Source organism: Labrenzia sp. THAF35 (genome assembly GCF_009363595.1).
In the GTDB taxonomy this organism is placed as follows: Bacteria; Pseudomonadota; Alphaproteobacteria; order Rhizobiales; family Stappiaceae; genus Roseibium; species Roseibium algicola.
Genome location: NZ_CP045382.1, coordinates 69460 through 87554 on the forward strand (window position 1 = coordinate 69460; position 18095 = coordinate 87554).

The following is an 18095-nucleotide window of genomic DNA, read 5'->3' on the forward strand; positions in this document are numbered from 1 at the left end:
ACAGTGTTCTCAATCTGACGGCAATCTCACGGTCGTTCAGGCTGTTGGGATCTGCATTCATTCGCGCTCACAGAAGCGCCAACGCTGCAAATGATATCCGTGGCGACAATCATGCTTCGTTCTGGTACTGGGCGGGTGTTACGCCCACGATCTTCCGAAAGGTCCGGCAAAGATGACTTTGGTCGGAGAAACCGCAGTCGAGCGCGACCGACTTCAGCGGTATGCGCCCGCGCCGAAGCATCTCCTGTGCCTTGCTGACACGTTTCTGGATTACAAAGGCGTATGGGGCGATCCCGAAGTCGGCCTTGAACTGGCGCGCAAAGTGAAACGGGCTGATGCCGACGGCAGCTGCTAGATCGTCAAGACTGATGTTTTCGCTTAGCTGGTCTTCGATGAGGTCAATGATGCGTTTGCGTTGGGCCGGGCTGAAGGCGGAGCCGGTATCATCGGCAAGCCGGATCCGGGCATAGCGTCGAAGCAGATGCACCGCAATTTGGTTGCGCAGCGCGTCGATCATCAGGCGCTGCCCCATGCCACCGTTGCGCAGTTCGTTTTCAAGCATCTGGAAGCAGTTGAGCAGAACCGGATCGTCGGCCGAAACCTGATCTTCTATCTCGACGGATTGCGGGTCGCGGCCAAACACGGTCTGCGCCGTGGCCTCGAGGCAGTCATGACCGATGTAGATATGCCTGACCTGGATCGATTCTGCCCAGCACCATGTGGATTGCTCTGCCCGTGTCAAAAGCGAGATCCTGCCCCTGCCAACGGGCGCGCTTTGCCATGATCCGCCACTTGTTCGGCGCATGGTGGTCGGATTTCCGTCGTAGGCTACGATCATGTAATCGCGCATCGCGGGGATGGCGGCGTCCTGGCGATCGTAGTGGTAGCCTTTCATCGTGATGCCCTTCCAGTCCCGACCGGAACTGTCCATCGTGATGGTGCCGGGAATCCACTCGGGGATCCGGTCTGGCGTCACGAGTGCTTTCTGCATCTGGCTCCCCCTCTATTGGCGGTCGGGCCGAGTTGGCGGCCCGGCTTTTCGTGTCATGTCTGAACGGTGTCCGTCTGTTCTTCCAGAACGACGCCCGACCGAGTCAGATCGTCGATCTGCCGTTCCGAAAAACCCGCCTCCTTCAGCAGGGCGCGGCTATGCTGCGCGAACCGTGGCGGGGCGGCGCGAACTGCTCCTGGGGTCCGCGACAGACGTGCTGGAACGCCCGTGCCCTTGTAGCTGCCCACTGACACCACCATTCCACGATGCCGTGTGTGCGGGTGGTCGAGCGCCTCGTTCACGTTGCGCACCACGCCTGCCGGGACACCGGCGCGCAAGAGCACGGGTTCAAGCGCCTGGGCGTCGCTTTCCGCAAGGCGCGCGGACAGGATTTTCGTGATCTCGGCGCGGTGGGCCAGCCGGGCCGCGTTGTCGGCAAAGCGGGGGTCGCGCGGCACGTCGGACAGGCCGAGCACCTCGCAGAGCTTGGCGAATTGGCCATTGTTGCCGACCGCGAGATAGAGTTTGCCGGTACGGGTTTCGAACATGTCGTAGGGCACGATGTTGGGATGTCCGTTGCCGGTGGCAACCGGGACCTTGCCCGACATGAGGCTGTTGGCGGCCTGCGGGTGCATCATGCTGATGGCGCAGTCGTAAAGCGGCACTTCGATGGCTTGGCCCAGCCCGGAGCGGTACCGTTCGATGATGGCCGCCAGAACCGCATTGCAGGCGATGAGCCCGGTGCCGATATCCACGATGGGCGTGCCCATCCGCGTCGGGCCGTTCGCCGGGTTGCCGTTGATGCTCATCAGGCCGGTCATCGCCTGCACCACGGCATCATAGCCGGGAAAGCCGCCCAAGGGACCGTCGGCGCCAAAGCCGGTGACGTGGCAGAGGATGAGGCGGGGAAAACGGTCCTTGAGCACCGCATCATAGCCGAGGCCCCATTTTTCCAGGGCACCGGACTTGAAGTTGTGGACCAGAACGTCGGCGCCTTCCAGCAGGCGCAGGATCACGTTGCGCCCTTCGGGCTTGCCGATGTCGATGGCGATGGATCGCTTGTTGCGATTGGCGCCGGAGAAATAGGCTGAAAGCCCGTCCTTGAAAGGCGGACCCCAGCCGCGCGTCTCGTCACCTTGCGGGGGTTCGACCTTGATGATCTCGGCGCCATGGTCGGCCAGCGTCTGGGTGCAATAGGGGCCGCCCAGCACCCGGCTGAGGTCGAGGACGCGGATGCCGTCAAGCGCGCCGGGCATCACAGCACCTCGCGGTAGAGGGCTGCCACGTCGTCGGCGGACATGTCGCGCGGGTTGGTGTCCAGCAGACGGCTGATGCCTGTCACGACCTCGTTTGCCATGCCGGGAATGGCGGCCTCGGTTACACCAACCTCGGACAGGCGGGACTTGAGGCCGCTGGCTTTCAGCATCCGCTCCATCTCGTCGATCAGGGCAAGGGCGGCCGCCGCGTCGGAGTTGAAATGGCGGGTGGGCAGAAGGAGACGCGACAGGCGGGCGTATTCCACCTCGGCGACGGGCAGGTTGAAGCGCAGGACGGGGCCTGCCACCAGCGCGTTGGCATGCCCGTGGGGGACGTGAAAGCCGGTGCCAAGCGGATAGGACAGCGCGTGGATCGCGCCGACGCTGGCGTTGATGAAGGCCATGCCCGCAAGCGTCGCGCCCAGGAGCATCGCCTCTCGCGCCGCAAGGTCGGTGGGGGTATCCAGCACGCGAGGCAGGTTCTGGCCCAGAAGGACCAGCGCCTTGTCGGCCAGCCCATCCGAAATCGGGTTCTTGCGGGTGCGGCTGGTCGCGGCCTCGATGGCATGGACCATCGCATCAAGCGCGGTGGCTGCCGTGATGGAACGCGGCATCCCGAGCGTGAGCTTGGCATCCAGAAGGGCGATGTCGGGCAGAAGCTGCGGAGCATAAACCGCCTTCTTCTCGTGGCTCTCCGAGGTCAACACCGATACCCAGGTAACTTCCGACCCGGTTCCAGCCGTGGTCGGCACCTGGATCAGCGGCAGACGCCTTCCAGTCACGCGGTCAACGCCGATCATGTCGGCAATCGGCTGGCCGCTGGCCACAGCGACGGCTACGACCTTTGCGGTGTCGAGCGAACTGCCGCCACCGAGGCCGATCACTCCATCGGCACCAAACGCGCAGGCAGCCTCGACCGCCGCCTCGACGACGGCGATGGGCGGGTCGGCCTGCACCTTGTCGAAGATCTCGGCGGCGATGCCTGCGGCGTTGAGGGCCGCGACCGCTTCGGCGGCAAAGCCGCAAGCGACGATCCCCGGGTCGGTGATCACGAAGGCACGGGCAACCGACAGACCCTTCGTCAGGGTGCCAATCTGGGCGAGGCCGCCGCTCTGGCAGACGATCCGGGGGGTGCAGAGGAAGTTGAAATTCATCATGGGCTCCGGTTCGGTCAGGCGGCCGCGGCGTCGCGGATCATGTTCCGCGCGATCAGGACTTGCTGGATCTGGGTGGTGCCTTCGTAGATGCGGAACAGGCGCACATCGCGGTAGAAACGTTCGACCGCGTATTCGGCCATGTAGCCCGCACCGCCGTGGATCTGCACCGCCCGGTCTGCCACCCGGCCCACCATTTCCGAGGCATACATCTTGCAGCAGGCGGCATCGGTGGACACGTTCGCGCCCACATCCTTGCGGCGGGCGGTTTCCTCGATCATGCAGCGGGCCGCGAAGGCTTCGGTGCGGCTGTCGGCCAGCATGGCCTGGATCAGCTGCTTTTCAGCAATCGGTTCACCGAACTGCTTGCGTTCCATCGCATAGGCCAGCGCATCGCGGATAAGCCGTTCGGCGGCGCCGACGCAGACCGCCGAGATGTGCAGCCGACCCCGGTCCAGCACCTTCATCGCGGTCTTGAAGCCCTGGTTTTCCCGCGCCGGTCCGCCGATGATGTTGGCGGCGGGAACGCGGACATCTTCCAGGATCACGTCGCAGGTGTGCGAGCCTTTCTGTCCCATCTTCTTGTCGGGCTGGCCCAGCGACAGGCCCGGCGTTCCGGCCTCGACGATGAAGGCGCTGACGCCGGACGAGCCCTTCGTTTCGGAATTGGTGCGGGCGAAAACCGTAAACACATCGGCGCGCGGCGCGTTGGTGATGTAGCGCTTGGTCCCGTTCAGCACGAAATGGTCACCGTCGCGGCGGGCGGTGGTGCGCAAGCTGCCTGCGTCCGATCCCGCATCCGGTTCGGTCAGCGCGAAGGAGGCGATCATCTCGCCCGAGGCCAGCGCAGGCAGGTATTTGGCCTTCTGCTCCGGCGTGCCGTCGATGATGATGCCCTGAGACCCGATGCCGTTGTTGGTGCCGACCAGCGAGCGGAACACCGGCGAGGTCTGGCCCAGCACGAAGGCGGCCTGCACTTCTTCGGACATGGACAGGCCAAGGCCGCCATATTCCTCCGGGATCGACATGCCGAAAAGGCCCATGTCCCGGATCTCCTGCACGAGCGCGGGCGGGATCGCGTCTTCGTCGGCGACCAGCGCCTCGTTCGGGATCAGGCGTTCCTTGACGAAGCGGTCGAGCGCGTCGAGGAACTGGGCGAGGGTGTCGGAATCTAGGGCCATGGTGTTCTCTGGGGTCAGGGGGCTACGGCCGCCACGCGGCGGACAAGGTCGATCAGGCGGGGCGCGACATCGCTTTCGATCAAGTCGCGCGTCAGGGTTTGCGACGGGCCGCCACAGTTGAAGGCGACAATGGGCGAGCCGTCGTGCGGGATGAACGGCACCGCCACCGCGTTCACGTCGCGCTTCCATTCGGTGAAGGAAGTGCAGTAGCCGCGGGTCTGGTAATCCTCGATCGCCTGTTCGATGCCGGGCTGGACGTTCGGCCAGTTCTCGCCCTCATGCTCGCGCACGGCGTCGATGATCCGGGCGCGCTCGTCCTCGGGGTGGGCGGCGATGCAGGCGCGGCCGACGGCGGTCGTACCCAGCTTGATATGCGCGCCGACCTCGATCGCGAGCGTCACCGCATTGGTGCCCTTGCAGCGTTCCAGATAGACCATCGACAGCCGGTCGCGGCTGGCCATGGCCACCGGCATCCCGGTGTAATCGGCCAGTTCCTGCATGTAGGGCTTGGCGAGTTGTCGCAGGGGCATCCCGGCAAGGCAGGAAAAGCCCAGCGACAGCACCGGCGGGGCCAGCTGGTAGCGGGCGGTGTCGGGATTGTAGCTGAGGTAGCCCAGCTTGTGCAGCGTGTAGGTCAGCCGCGACACGGTGGATTTGCTCAGGGCCGTGCGCTCGGCCAGATCGCGGTTGCCCAGCGCCTCGCCCTCACGGCGAAAGGCGCGCAGAAGTTCAAGGCCACGAGCGAGAGCCACCACGAAATCGCGGTCCTGTTCGTCGTCCTCCGGTTTGTCCTTCCTTGGCCTCACGAGTGTCCCTCCCCAGGACAAATGCTGCGACTTGAATCCTGTCTAAGCCAAAGCTATGGTTCGCGTCAATAGTGCGGAAGAGTTTTCCGCATAGCGGAATACAGGTAATGCCCACCTTGTCCCGCTTGCCCCAAGGAAGAAGCGGGTGGCGCCGCCAATCGAGGACGTGAACATCATGAAAGATTTGGATTACCCGCAGATCCGCCACCTCATCGGCAAGGACTGGCTGGCCACCGCAGCCGCCGGCGACCGGGCAGTCATCAACCCCGCCAACGGGGCAGAAATCGGCCGAATCCCACAGGCCACGGCCGAGGATCTGGAGCGTGCAGTGCGCCGCGCCGAATCGGCCTTTGCGTCGTGGAAGGATCGCGCGCCCACCGATCGTGGCGCAATCCTGCGCCGGTTCGCCGATCTTCTGCGGCAGAACGATGCGATGATCGCCCGCTGGATCACGCTGGATGAAGGCAAGCCGCTGGCCGAGGCGCTTGTCGAGGTGCGGTCGTCTGCCGACCACGTTGACTGGCACGCCGAGGAATGCCGCCGCATCTATGGTCGCATCGTGCCATCGCGCAATCCGACGGTCCAGCATCTGGTGGTGCGCGAACCGGTGGGGGTTTGCCTGGCGATCACGCCCTGGAACTTCCCGCTCAGCCAGGCGGTGCGCAAGGTGGCGGCGGCGCTGGCGTCCGGCTGCACGATGATCCTGAAAGGTCCGGCCGAGGCCCCGGCGGGCTGCCTTGCCATCGCGCGCTTCCTGCAAGAGGCGGGTCTGCCCGAGGGCTGCCTGAACCTTGTCTGGGGCAATTCGGCCTTCATCTCGGAAACGCTGATCGCGCACCCTGTCGTGCGCAAGATCACCTTCACAGGGTCGGTCGAGGTGGGCAAGCATCTGGCCGCGCTGGCAGGCCAACACATGAAGCGGGCAACCATGGAACTGGGAGGCCATGCGCCGGTGCTGGTGTTCGATGATGCAGATGCCGGGGCGGCGGCGCGGGCGCTGGCGGGCAACAAGCTGCGCAATGCCGGGCAGGTCTGCATCTCGCCCACGCGGTTCTTCGTGCAGGCGGGCATTCACGAACGGTTCCTGTCGGAACTCGTGACGGCGTTCGAGGCCGTGAAGGTCGGCGACGGCCTGGCCGAGGGCACGCAGATGGGGCCGCTTTGTCATGCGGGCCGCGTCACGGCGATGGAAAAGCTGGTTGCGGATGCGCGCGAACACGGCGCCGAGGTGCTGACCGGTGGCACGCGGATCGGCAACAGCGGCAGCTTCTACGCGCCCACAATTGTCAACACCCCGGACGACAGCATCGACCTGATGCGCGAGGAACCCTTCGGGCCGGTCGCGGTCGTGTCGCCCTTCCGCGAAATCGAGGACGGACTGGCGCGCGCCAATGGCCTGCCCTTCGGCCTTGCCTCCTATATCTTCACCAACGCGCTGGACCGCGCCGATCGTGCGGCGGCGGGCCTTCAGGCGGGGATGGTCAGCATCAACCACTTCGGTCTTGCACTGCCGGAAACGCCGTTCGGAGGTGTGCGTGACAGCGGCTATGGAAGCGAGGGCGGGACCGAGACTTTTGACGGCTACCTGTCGACCAAGTTCATCTCGCGCAATTCTGCGCCGGTCCGGTGAGGTGTGACATGCCTGTTGATCTTGCACTGAGCGGTGGCACCGCCATCCTGACCATAGACAACCCGCCGCTGAACCTGCTGAGTGCCGAAATTCGGGCGGGCCTTCTGCACGGGATGGACGCGGCGGTAGCGCAGGGCGCGAACCGGCTGATCGTGACCGGGGCAGGCACGACCTTTGTCGCCGGGGCGGATGCCAAGGAGTTCGGTCTGCCTCCGACTGCACCGCACCTGAACGACGTGCTCTTGCACCTCTCACGGCTTCCCATCCCGACCATTGCCGCGATCAATGGCGCCGCATTTGGTGGCGGGCTGGAGATTGCGTTGGCCTGTCGCTATCGCATCGCCGCACCCGGCGCGCAGCTGGGATTGCCCGAGGTGGTTCTGGGCATCGTGCCGGGCGCGGGGGGCACGCAACGGCTTCCACGGCTGATCGGGGTCAAGGCTGCGCTGGACATGATCGTGAACGGCAAGCCCATCGCGGCGGGCAAGGCATTGTCGGTGGGGCTGGTCGATCAGCTTGCCGACGACCCGGTGGCGGCGGCACTGGCGCTGGACGGCACCATCCTTGCCACGGCGCAGGGGCCGGACCAGCGGCCCGCGCCGCTGGCCGATGACGCGGCCGTGGCGGCGATGCAGGCGCAGGCGCAGCGGCGGATGCCGGGCCAGATCGCCCCGCCAGTCGCGGTGAGTCTGGTTGCGGCAACGGCCAGTCTGCCCCTCGCCGAAGGGCTGGCGCGAGAACGCGCGGCGTTTCTGGAGTTGCGCGCCTCGCCGCAGGCGCGGGCGCTGCGGCATGTGTTCTTTGCCGAACGGGCGGCGGGCAATAGGGGGCGAGACTATCCCAAGCCCGCGCGGGACATCGCGACTGCCATTGTGGTTGGCGGCGGCAACATGGGGGCCTCCATCGCCTATGCGCTGGCGACCGCGGGCATTTCCGTGACAGTCGTCGAACGCGATGCGGCGGCGGCGGGGCGGGCCGAGGGAAACCTGCGCAAGCTGGTTGACCATGGTATCGGTCGAGGCACGCTTTCCGCCTCCGAGGGCGCGGCGATCCTGGACCGGCTGACCGCCGTTGTCGGTTATGCCAACCTGCCGCCCGCCGATCTGGCCATCGAGGCGGCCTTCGAGGATTTCGCGGTCAAGCGCGCGATCTTTGCCGAACTTGAAGCCGCCCTGCCGCCAGAGACGATCCTGGCCACCAACACCTCCTACCTTGACGTGAACCGGCTGGCCGATGACCTTCTGAACCCGTCGCGCTTTCTCGGCCTGCATTTCTTCAGCCCGGCGCATGTGATGAAGCTGCTGGAGATCGTGAAGGGGGATCGCACCGCGCCCGAAACGCTGGGCGCGGCCTTCGCGCTGGCGCGGCGCTTGGGCAAGATCCCGGTCCTGTCGGGGGTGTGCGACGGGTTTATCGGCAACCGTATCCTGACGCGCTACCGGCGCGAAGCGAACCTGCTACTGGCGGAAGGCGCGCTGCCCGCCCAGGTCGATGCCGCGATGCAGGGCTTCGGCATGGCGATGGGTCCCTTTGCGGCGCAGGACCTGTCCGGTCTTGACATCGCTTACGCCAATCTCAGGCGGCAGGACGCGGCCGCAGACCCGCGCCACGTGCCCCTGGTCGAGCGGCTGGTCGAGGATTACCAGCGGCTTGGCCGCAAGACCGGCGCGGGGTGGTATGACTATGGACCCGATGGCAAGTCCGCCGTGTCAGCCCTTGTAACGGAGGAAATCCGTAAGGTCTCGACCCGACTGGGCAATGCCCGGCGCAACTTCACAGCCGACGAGATCGTCGAACGGATCACCCTTGCGATGATCGCCGAGGCCTGCGCGATCCTCGAGGAAGGCATCGCCGAGCGACCTCAGGACATCGACCTTGTGCTGGTTCATGGCTACGGCTTTCCGCGCTGGCGCGGCGGGCTGATCCATCATGCCGACAGCCTTGGGGTGAGCGCCCTGGTGGCGCGCTATGGGGCGCTGGCCGCAGCCGATCCGCATGGCTGGTCGGTGCCGCCGCTGCTGGCGCGGCTTGCGGCACAGGGTCTGACCCTGGACAGCCTGAACGCCGCCGATGGCCGCGGCTGAGAACTTTGCCCCGCGTGTGACTGCAGAAGGGCGCAAAACAGCAAGAAGATGCAACACGGCAAGCAAGCACGTTCAATACTGACCACGCCACGACGTGTAGCGTCAAAAGATCAGGATCATGCCGCGAACCCCGCGCCGATGGAGGATCGGACGCAGGGGGAACGGACCGGAACGCCACCTTTGGAGGATGAAATGGCAATCAGCAAAGAAGCCGATACACTGCGTGCGCTCTATCAGAGCTGGACCGACCAGATGGTCGCGAACCCCAACCTGACGATCGCAAACCTGCGCAGCATGTTCGATGAATGGGGCCAGCCCGCGCTGGAACCGGAGAACGTCACCTATAAGAGCGACCACGTCGGCGGGGTCGAGGCGATCTGGGCGTTCCCCGTGGGTGCCGACACCAAGCGCGTGATCGTCTACACCCATGGCGGCGGCTTTGCCGTCGGTTCGGCCGACAGCCACCGCAAGATGGCGGGCCATCTTGCCAAGGCGCTGGGCGTGACCGCCTGCATTCTGCACTACCGCCGTGCGCCGGAACATCCCTTCCCCGCCCAGATCGAGGACGCGGTTGCCGCCTACAAGGCGCTGCTGGCCAAGGGATTTGAGGCGAAGAACATCCTGACGGCAGGCGACAGCGCCGGGGGTAACCTCGCCATCGCCTCGGTGCTGAAGTTCCGCGACCTTGGCCTGCCCCTGCCGGGGGCCGTGATTGCCTATTCGCCGTGGCTGGACATGGCGCTGCGCGGCAAGACGCTGGAAACCAATGCGGCGACCGATGCGCTGGTCGGCAAGCCGATCCTTGAGGCGATGGCCGGCATGTTCCTCGGCGGCGCCACTGATCCGCTCAACCCGCTCGCCAATCCGCTGGAAAACGACTTCACTGGCTTCCCGCCGCTCTACATCAACTGCGGTGGCGCCGAGACGCTGCAAAGTGACTCGGAAACCCTCGCTGCCAAGGCGAAGGCTCAGGGCGTGAAGGTGACACTTTCGGTGGTTCCCGGCATGCAGCACGTCTTCCCGGCCCTGGCGGGCCGTGCCCCCGAGGCCGATCAGGAACTGGCGCGCATCGCCGCTTGGTATCGCGCGCTCTGATCCCCCCGCCCCGGCGCCGCCCGACGGCGCGGGGCACCCCCCCACCTTTCATAACAGTCAACCGGCACCTCACCCGCGGTTCGCGGGGCGGCGGTGTCATGCTCTGGGAGGAGTAGCATGACCAAATCTCTGGAAACCACCAAGACCAAGGGCGCCGATTTCGACGCCGTCGTGATAGGCGCGGGCTTTGGCGGCCTGTATTCCGTCTACAAGCTGCGCAACGAGCAGGGCCTGAACGTCAAGGCCTTCGACAGTGCGGGCGATGTGGGCGGCACCTGGTACTGGAACCGCTATCCCGGCGCGCTGTCCGATACCGAAAGCTTCGTCTACCGCTATTCCTTCAGCGGCGAGCTTTTGCAAAAGGGCCGCTGGAAGACCCGCTATCTGACGCAGCCCGAAATCCTCGACTACATGAACGAGGTCGCGGACACCTACGATCTGCGCCGCAGCTACCAGTTCAACACCCGCGTTACAGCGACCCATTTCAACGACGAAACCGGTCTGTGGCATGTCACGACCGACAAGGGCCAGATAGTGACCTGCAAGTATCTGATCACGGGTCTCGGGCTCCTGTCCGCAACGAACACACCGAAGTTCAAGGGCATCGACAGCTTCAAGGGACAGGTGCTGCACACCGGCGCCTGGCCTGAGGGGATTGACCTCAAGGGCAAGCGCGTGGGTGTGATCGGCACCGGCTCCACGGGGGTTCAGGTCATCACCGCGACGGCGCCGATTGCCGGGCATCTGACGGTGTTCCAGCGCTCGCCCCAGTATGTCGTGCCGATCGGCAACACGCCCCAGGACGAGGCGACCATCGCCCAGCAAAAGGCCAACTACGATGACATCTGGAAGCAGGTCAAATCGTCGGTTGTGGCCTTCGGCTTCCAGGAAAGCACCGTGCCGGCGGAAACCGCTTCGCCTGAAGAACGCGAGCGCGTGTTCGAGGCCGCATGGCAGCGCGGCGGCGGTTTCTACTTCATGTTCGGCACGTTCTGCGACATCGCGACCAGTCAGATCGCAAACGATGCGGCGGCCGACTTCATCAAGAAGAAGATCAGGGAAATCGTGAAGGATCCCGCAACCGCAAAGGCGCTGACGCCGCGCGACATCTACGCCAAGCGGCCCTTGTGCGGGGACAACTACTACGAGGTCTACAACCGTCCGAACGTGACCCTCGCCGATGTAAAGGCCGACCCGATTGCCGAGTTCACCCCGACCGGCATCCGGCTGGAAAGCGGCGCGGAACACGAACTGGATGTGGTGATCTTCGCCACCGGATTCGACGCGGTGGACGGCAACTACGTCAAGATGGACATGCGCGGCCGCGGGGGCGTGACCATGCGGGACAAGTGGAAGGACGGCCCGCTCGGTTACCTTGGCATGATGGAGACGGACTTCCCGAACCTCTTCATGATCCTTGGCCCGAACGGCCCCTTCACCAACCTGCCGCCGAGCATCGAAACGCAGGTCGAGTGGATCGCCGACACCATCGAGATGATGGAAGCCAAGGGTCTGTGCTGCATCGAGCCGACCGAGGCCGCCCGCGACGAATGGGTCACGCTCTGCCGGACGATCGCCGACATGACCCTGTTCCCGAAAGCCGAAAGCTGGATCTTCGGTGCGAACATCCCCGGCAAGAAGAACGCGGTGATGTTCTACATGGCGGGCATCGGCAATTACCGCAATGCGATCAATGCGGTGAAGGACAGTGGTTATCAGACCATGATCTTCGACCGCGAGATGGCAAGCGCCTGACGCAGCGGAACACACGGCGGGCCGGGCAGGATTCTGCCCGGCCCATCGCTGTGCGCCAAGAAAACCACACAGCAAAAAAAGGGAGAGAGTCTGTGGGACGTGTATCTGGAAAAGTCGCCCTCGTGACGGGTGCTGCAATGGGGATGGGCAAGTCCCACTCCGAACTTCTGGCGCGCGAAGGCGCGCATGTCTTCGTCACCGACCGCGACGTGGCGGCGGGTGAGGGGGTTGCCAAAGGCATCGTGGCCGCTGGCGGCAAGGCCGACTTCATCAGGCATGACGTGGCAAGCGCAGCCGACTGGGCCAACGCCATTGCCACCGTGCGCGCCAAGGCCGGGCGGCTCGACATTCTTGTCAACAACGCGGGCGTGCTGATCCTGAAGCCCCTGCACGAAACCACGCCCGAGGAATTCGACCTGACGATGAACGTCAACGTGAAGGGCGTCTATCTGGGCATCCGGGCCGCCGTGCCGCTGATGAAGGAAGCGGGCAAGGCGTCGATCGTCAACATCTCGTCGATCTACGGCATCGTCGGTGCGGCGATGGCGGGGGCCTATATCGGCTCCAAGGGTGCTGTGCGGATGCTGACGAAATCCTGCGCCGTCGATCTGGCGGATACCGGGATCCGGGTGAACTCGATCCACCCCGGCGTCATCGACACGCCGATGACCAAGGACCTGCTGCACGCCGATCCGGCCACGCGGCAGGCGATCCTGGGATCGACGCTGCTCAAGCGCCCGAGCAAGCCCGAGGAAGTGTCGAACGCGGTGCTCTTCCTTGCGTCCGACGAAGCCTCGTTCGTCCATGGTGCCGAGATCGTCGTCGACGGCGGCTATACCGCAAACTGACCCCAAAGCCTGCCCTGTCCGCCCGGCTCGACCGGGCGGACAGGGGATTTGAGAAAGGAAGCCCTCCCATGAAGGTATTGGTCCCGGTCAAGCGGGTGATCGACTACAACGTGAAGGTTCGGGTCAAGGCGGACGGGTCGGGGGTTGACCTTGCGAACGTCAAGATGTCGATGAACCCCTTCGACGAGATCGCGGTGGAAGAGGCGATCCGGCTGAAGGAGAAGGGCGTCGCGACGGAGGTCGTCGTCGTCTCGATCGGCGTCAAGCAGGCGCAAGAGACGCTGCGCAATGCGCTTGCGATGGGCGCGGACCGGGCGATCCTGATCGAGGCCGCCGCCGACGTCCACACCGATATCGAGCCGCTGGCCGTGGCCAAGCTGCTGGCTGCGGTCGTCAAGGAAGAGGCGCCGGGCCTCGTCCTCTGCGGCAAGCAGGCGATCGACAACGACATGAACGCCACGGGCCAGATGCTGGCCGCCCTGCTGGGCTGGAGCCAGGCGACCTTCGCCTCCGAGGTCGCCATCGAGGGCGACACGGCCCGCGTGACGCGCGAGGTGGACGGCGGGTTGCAGACGATTTCGGTCAAGCTGCCGACCATCATCACCGTCGATCTGCGCCTGAACGAGCCGCGCTATGCGTCCTTGCCGAACATCATGAAGGCCAAGGCCAAGCCCTTGGCCACCAAGACGCCCGCCGACTATGGCGTGGACGTCTCGCCCCGCCTGACGGTGGTCAAGACCGTTGAACCGGCGGGCCGCAAGGCGGGGGTCAAGGTGGCTTCCGTGGCCGAGCTGATCCAGAAACTGAAAGACGAAGCGGGGGTGATCTGAGATGGCCGTTCTTCTTCTTGCTGATGTGGTCGATGGCAAAATGGCGACCGACCAGGTGGCCAAGGCGCTGACCGCGGTGATGTCGCTGGGTCCGGTGACGGTGCTGGTCGCCGGTCCGGACGCCACTGCCGCAGCGGCCGAGGCCGCAACGCTGGACGGCGTGGCCAAGGTGCTTCTGGCCGAGGATGCGGCCTATGCCCATGGCTTGGCTGAACCCACCGCCGCGCTGATCGTGTCGCTGGCGGGCGACTACGAGCACATCGTCGCCGCCTCGGGCGCGCTGTCGAAGTCGGTGCTGCCGCGCGTGGCCGCGCTGCTCGACGTGATGGTGATCTCGGAAGTTCTCGCCGTGCATGACGGCTCGACCTTCGACCGCCCGATCTATGCCGGGAACGCGATCCAGACGGTCAGGACCTCGGATGCGAAGAAGGTCATGACCATCCGCACCGCGACCTTCGATGCGGTCGGCAAGGGCGGCAACGCCCCGGTCGAGAAGGTCTCGGCCAGCGTGGACGGCAGTCTCTCGGCCTGGGTCGAGGACAAGGTGGCGTCCAGCGACCGTCTGGAGCTGACCTCGGCCGGGATCGTGGTCTCGGGCGGGCGCGGCGTGGGCAGCCAGGCCGACTTCGCGCTGATCGAGAAGCTGGCGGACAAGCTGAATGCCGCTGTCGGGGCGTCCCGGGCGGCGGTGGACAGTGGCTACGCGCCGAACGACTGGCAGGTCGGCCAGACCGGCAAGGTCGTGGCGCCGGACCTTTATGTCGCGGTCGGCATCTCGGGTGCGATCCAGCATCTTGCGGGGATGAAGGACAGCAAGGTCATCGTCGCCATCAACAAGGACGAAGAGGCTCCGATCTTCCGGGTCGCCGACTATGGCTTGGTCGCCGACCTCTTCACGGCCATCCCGGAGTTGATCGAGAAGCTGTAAGCCTGCTACATTTGGAGCATCAATATGACCGACGTCTTCATCTGCGACTACATCCGCACGCCGATCGGCCGGTATGGCGGGGCACTGTCGTCGGTGCGCCCCGACGATCTGGGGGCCATTCCGCTCCGCGCGCTGATGGACCGCAACGCCGGCGTGGATTGGGAAGCGGTGGATGACGTGATCTTCGGCTGCGCTAATCAGGCGGGCGAGGACAACCGTAACGTGGCGCGCATGTCGCTGTTGCTGGCAGGTTTGCCGGTCGGAGTGACGGGGACCACGATCAACCGGCTTTGTGGCTCGGGGATGGACGCGGTGCTGACCTCGGCCCGCCAGATCGCCGCCGGCGAGGCGCAGCTGGTCATCGCGGGCGGTGTCGAAAGCATGAGCCGCGCCCCCTTCGTGATGCCCAAGGCCGACAGCGCCTTTTCCCGCAACGCCGAGATCTGCGACACCACCATCGGCTGGCGGCTGATCAATCCGGCGATGCATGCGGCCTGGGGCACGGATTCGATGCCGCAGACCGGGCAGAACGTGGCGGATGACTACGGCATCAGCCGCGAGGCGCAGGACGCGATGGCGCTGGCCAGCCAGGCCAAGGCGTCGGCCGCGCAAGCCAACGGGCGCCTCGCGCAAGAGATCACCCCGGTGACGATCCCGCAGCGCAAGGGCGAGGCGCTGGTGGTGGACCGCGACGAACACCCCCGCGCCACGACCCTCGACTCGCTGGGCAAGCTGAAGCCCCTGTTCCCGAACGGCTCGGTCACGGCGGGCAATGCCTCGGGCGTCAACGATGGCGCGGCAGCGCTGATCCTCGCCTCGGCGGCAGCTGCGCGCGTGCATGGGCTGACGCCGATCGCCCGCATCCTCGGCGGGGCGACCGCGGGCGTGCCGCCGCGCATCATGGGCATCGGCCCGGCGCCCGCGAGCCAGAAGCTGATGGCGAGGCTCGGTCTGACGCAGGCCGATTTCGACGTGATCGAACTGAACGAGGCCTTCGCCGCGCAAGGCGTGGCCACGCTGCGCCAGCTCGGGATCGCCGACGACGATACTCGGGTGAACCGCAACGGCGGGGCGATTGCGTTGGGTCATCCTTTGGGCATGTCGGGTGCGAGGATCACCGGCACGGCGGCGCTGGAATTGCGCCACACCCACGGCAGGCGCTCACTCTCTACCATGTGCATCGGCGTGGGGCAGGGCATCGCCATCGCGCTGGAACGGGTGTGAGTGTCCCTATATCTGCTCTGTCCTTTCGAATCCTTGACGAGCCGGAGTGCAGAGGCGCAGCCTTGCCGGGTGCTGGTCATGCGATTTTCGCTGATTGGGGAGACTGCACATGGTCGAGATTGTCAGGGGCAAGGAGGTCACTATCCGGTTCGACGCGTCGTTGTGCGTCCACTCGCGCAACTGCGTTCTGAGCCATCCCGAGGTCTTTGTGCCGAATGTGAAGGGTGAGTGGATCTACCCCGATGCCGCGTCCGTCGAGACGGTCATGCTGATCGGCCTCACCTGTCCGTCGGGAGCGATCAGCGTCAGCCGCAATGACGGCGCGCAGACCACGGAACAGTCGCCAGTGGTGAACACGGTTCGGGTGCGGGAAAACGGCCCCCTGGCGATCGAGGCGGACCTGCGGTTGCGCGGAGAACCGCTGGGCCGGGTGCGGGCCACCCTCTGCCGCTGCGGCCAATCGCAGACCAAGCCCTTCTGCGACGGCTCGCATACCGCTGCCGGATTCGCAGCGACGGGCGAACCGGCGGCAAAGGACACCCCAACGCTGGAGGCGCGCGACGGGCCCGTCGATCTGCTGCCGCAACCGAACGGGCCGTTGAAGACCACCGGCAACCTGGAGGTCGTCAGCGGCACGGGCCGGACGGTCAACAAAGTGCGTCAGGCCTTTTTCTGCCGTTGCGGCGCGTCGCAGAACAAGCCGTATTGCGATGGCAGCCACAAGGCGGCTGGCTTCGTGGCGGAGTAGCGGGCGAAGGCGCGGCCGGGCGTCTTGCTTCGCGTTCGGCTTCTGCAGCCAAGGGCAACCACCCGGCAGTCGCCCAGGATTTCAAGGCGGCCGTTGCGGACGTGGACGCGGTTCCTTTCGTTACACCGGAATAGAACCTCTCGATCCCGGGTGGGCTGCGGAACGCCATCGACTGGACGAGCCGCCCCCGAGGACAGAACTCGTTAAACCGTAAGCCATTGGGCATCATCGGAACCTCGCCTGGGGCTATCGGCACTGCCGTTGGACAGCAGTACCTGAAGAGCATCCTTAGCTTCTGCAACTCCCCGATGATGAATGCGATCGAAGCCTATATCCAGTTCACGCCGGACCTGATTTCCGACGATGGCAATGTCAGCGTTGGATCGACCGAGACGTTCCTGCGCAATTATTTGAGCGACTTCAGCAACTTCGTCGAGCGGGTTCCGACTGACTGTCCTCGCACCACGTAGCATTTCGGGGGCGGGAACGCTGCGACGCACAACACTTTCTAACTTTACAAATTGAAGATAAATCGTGAAGTTGAGGCAGATAACTTTTGGGAATATTGATCTTGACCGAGCCCCGTTTCGCCACTCGCCTGAACTCCTTCGCTTCCGCAGCGCACATTGCGTGGCCGGGTATCAAAGGCAAACCCAGCGTCTTGCAGATGGCCGAGCGCGCCGCGCGCGTTCAGGGCCTGACTGACCTTGATCTCAATTTTCCCGATCATCTTGGCGAAGATCCGCGCGAGTTGGCAAAGAAGCTAGGCGATCTCGGGCTTGCGATTAACGGCTTTGCCATGCGCTATTACACCAACCCGGCATTCAAGCTCGGGGCGTTCACCCATCCTGACGCTGCTGTCCGGCGGGAGGCAATCGATCTTACCAAGAAGGGGATCGACGCTGCCCGCGAGGTGGGTTCAAGCCTCATGACGCTGTGGCTCGGCCAAGACGGTTTCGACTACGCGTTCCAGGCGGACTACGCCCGCTTGTGGCAACACGAAATTGATGGAATTCGTGAAGTTTGTGAGCATGATCCCGATTGCATGATCAGCATCGAGTATAAGCCGAACGAGCCGCGATCCTACAGCCTGATGCCTGATGCGGCAACGACGCTGCTGGCGATCCGCGATGTTGGTGCAGACAATCTTGGTGTCACGCTCGACTTTGCCCATGTTCTTTATGCCGACGAGCAACCGGCCTTTGCTGCAGCCCTGATTGCCAGACACAGCAAGCTTCTCGGCGTCCATCTGAACGATGGTTATGCCAAGCGGGACGATGGTCTCATGGTTGGCGCCGTACACACGGTCCAGACAATTGAACTGCTGCGGCAGATCCGTCGTGATGGCTACGACGGTGCCATCTATTTCGACACATTCCCAGACATGACCGGACTTGATCCGGTTCACGAATGCGAGGTGAACATCGCGACCGTCAAGCGGATGCTGAATGTCGTTGATCGCCTCGAGCAGGACAATCGCCTCACTGGTGCGATTGACCGCCAGGATGCCGTGGCGGCCCAGGCCATTTTGCAGGAGCTGATGCTCGGGGCCAACACGTAACGCC

The 18095-nt window shown here is 64.8% G+C and carries 15 protein-coding genes and 1 pseudogene; 11 read left to right on the forward strand and 5 right to left on the reverse strand.

Features of this window, described 5'->3' with window-relative positions; all coding sequences use genetic code 11:
• Positions 1–109: 109 nt before the first annotated feature.
• The 5 genes from FIU93_RS30545 to FIU93_RS30565 are packed head-to-tail and all read right to left on the reverse strand — an operon-like array spanning position 110 to position 5388.
• Positions 110–991 (reverse strand): AraC family transcriptional regulator, encoded by an 882-nt coding sequence (locus FIU93_RS30545; RefSeq protein WP_209171763.1) that lies wholly within the window; start codon positions 989–991, stop codon positions 110–112.
• A 53-nt stretch (positions 992–1044) separates the two neighbouring features.
• Positions 1045–2247: a CoA transferase gene (locus tag FIU93_RS30550; protein WP_152508036.1), complete on the reverse strand. Its 1203-nt coding sequence runs from the start codon at positions 2245–2247 to the stop codon at positions 1045–1047.
• Positions 2247–3401, reverse strand: a complete 1155-nt coding sequence (locus FIU93_RS30555; RefSeq protein ID WP_152508055.1) for an iron-containing alcohol dehydrogenase — start codon at positions 3399–3401, stop codon at positions 2247–2249. The genes FIU93_RS30550 and FIU93_RS30555 overlap by 1 nt, the downstream gene beginning before the upstream one ends.
• 17 nt (positions 3402–3418) lie before the next feature.
• Positions 3419–4582, reverse strand: a complete 1164-nt coding sequence (locus tag FIU93_RS30560) for an acyl-CoA dehydrogenase family protein (protein WP_050474492.1) — start codon at positions 4580–4582, stop codon at positions 3419–3421.
• A gap of 14 nt (positions 4583–4596) precedes the next feature.
• On the reverse strand, positions 4597–5388 hold the full coding sequence (locus FIU93_RS30565; RefSeq protein ID WP_050474493.1) for an IclR family transcriptional regulator: 792 nt from the start codon (positions 5386–5388) through the stop codon (positions 4597–4599).
• Positions 5389–5533: 145 nt separating this feature from the next.
• Between FIU93_RS30565 and FIU93_RS30570 the strand changes: the two genes are divergently transcribed.
• The 11 genes and pseudogenes from FIU93_RS30570 to FIU93_RS30620 all read left to right on the forward strand — a co-directional run bounded on the left by FIU93_RS30570 (position 5534) and on the right by FIU93_RS30620 (position 18091).
• Positions 5534–7018: an NAD-dependent succinate-semialdehyde dehydrogenase gene (locus FIU93_RS30570; protein WP_228866873.1), complete on the forward strand. Its 1485-nt coding sequence runs from the start codon at positions 5534–5536 to the stop codon at positions 7016–7018.
• A gap of 8 nt (positions 7019–7026) precedes the next feature.
• Complete coding sequence (locus FIU93_RS30575; RefSeq protein WP_050474494.1) at positions 7027–9102, forward strand: FAD-dependent oxidoreductase; 2076 nt, start codon at positions 7027–7029, stop codon at positions 9100–9102.
• Between the two features lie 192 nt (positions 9103–9294).
• Positions 9295–10197, forward strand: a complete 903-nt coding sequence (locus FIU93_RS30580; RefSeq protein WP_050474495.1) for an alpha/beta hydrolase — start codon at positions 9295–9297, stop codon at positions 10195–10197.
• Positions 10198–10314: 117 nt separating this feature from the next.
• A complete protein-coding gene (locus FIU93_RS30585; RefSeq protein WP_050474496.1) occupies positions 10315–11952 on the forward strand; it encodes an NAD(P)/FAD-dependent oxidoreductase in 1638 nt (545 codons plus the stop codon).
• Between the two features lie 92 nt (positions 11953–12044).
• Positions 12045–12800: a glucose 1-dehydrogenase gene (locus tag FIU93_RS30590; RefSeq protein ID WP_050474497.1), complete on the forward strand. Its 756-nt coding sequence runs from the start codon at positions 12045–12047 to the stop codon at positions 12798–12800.
• Between the two features lie 68 nt (positions 12801–12868).
• Entirely contained in the window at positions 12869–13630 is a 762-nt protein-coding gene (locus tag FIU93_RS30595; RefSeq protein WP_050474498.1) for an electron transfer flavoprotein subunit beta/FixA family protein, read from the forward strand.
• Position 13631: 1 nt separating this feature from the next.
• Positions 13632–14558 (forward strand): FAD-binding protein, encoded by a 927-nt coding sequence (locus tag FIU93_RS30600; protein WP_152508037.1) that lies wholly within the window; start codon positions 13632–13634, stop codon positions 14556–14558.
• Positions 14559–14582: 24 nt separating this feature from the next.
• Positions 14583–15782, forward strand: coding sequence for a 3-oxoadipyl-CoA thiolase (gene pcaF / locus FIU93_RS30605; RefSeq protein WP_050474500.1), 1200 nt, complete (start codon positions 14583–14585; stop codon positions 15780–15782).
• Positions 15783–15891: 109 nt separating this feature from the next.
• Positions 15892–16530 (forward strand): CDGSH iron-sulfur domain-containing protein, encoded by a 639-nt coding sequence (locus tag FIU93_RS30610; RefSeq protein WP_050474501.1) that lies wholly within the window; start codon positions 15892–15894, stop codon positions 16528–16530.
• Positions 16488–17000: pseudogene (locus FIU93_RS30615) on the forward strand (NADPH-dependent FMN reductase). The gene FIU93_RS30610 and the pseudogene FIU93_RS30615 overlap by 43 nt, the downstream one beginning before the upstream one ends.
• A gap of 101 nt (positions 17001–17101) precedes the next feature.
• Positions 17102–18091: a TIM barrel protein gene (locus FIU93_RS30620; protein ID WP_152508038.1), complete on the forward strand. Its 990-nt coding sequence runs from the start codon at positions 17102–17104 to the stop codon at positions 18089–18091.
• Positions 18092–18095: the final 4 nt, after the last annotated feature.

Coding starts and splice junctions, on each gene's coding strand:
- FIU93_RS30545 (WP_209171763.1), bottom strand. CDS start 991: ATGCAGAAAGCACTCGTGACGCCAGACCGGATCCCCGAGTGGATTCCC.
- FIU93_RS30550 (WP_152508036.1), bottom strand. CDS start 2,247: ATGCCCGGCGCGCTTGACGGCATCCGCGTCCTCGACCTCAGCCGGGTG.
- FIU93_RS30555 (WP_152508055.1), bottom strand. CDS start 3,401: ATGAATTTCAACTTCCTCTGCACCCCCCGGATCGTCTGCCAGAGCGGC.
- FIU93_RS30560 (WP_050474492.1), bottom strand. CDS start 4,582: ATGGCCCTAGATTCCGACACCCTCGCCCAGTTCCTCGACGCGCTCGAC.
- FIU93_RS30575 (WP_050474494.1), top strand. CDS start 7,027: ATGCCTGTTGATCTTGCACTGAGCGGTGGCACCGCCATCCTGACCATA.
- FIU93_RS30580 (WP_050474495.1), top strand. CDS start 9,295: ATGGCAATCAGCAAAGAAGCCGATACACTGCGTGCGCTCTATCAGAGC.
- FIU93_RS30585 (WP_050474496.1), top strand. CDS start 10,315: ATGACCAAATCTCTGGAAACCACCAAGACCAAGGGCGCCGATTTCGAC.
- FIU93_RS30595 (WP_050474498.1), top strand. CDS start 12,869: ATGAAGGTATTGGTCCCGGTCAAGCGGGTGATCGACTACAACGTGAAG.
- FIU93_RS30600 (WP_152508037.1), top strand. CDS start 13,632: ATGGCCGTTCTTCTTCTTGCTGATGTGGTCGATGGCAAAATGGCGACC.
- pcaF (WP_050474500.1), top strand. CDS start 14,583: ATGACCGACGTCTTCATCTGCGACTACATCCGCACGCCGATCGGCCGG.
- FIU93_RS30610 (WP_050474501.1), top strand. CDS start 15,892: ATGGTCGAGATTGTCAGGGGCAAGGAGGTCACTATCCGGTTCGACGCG.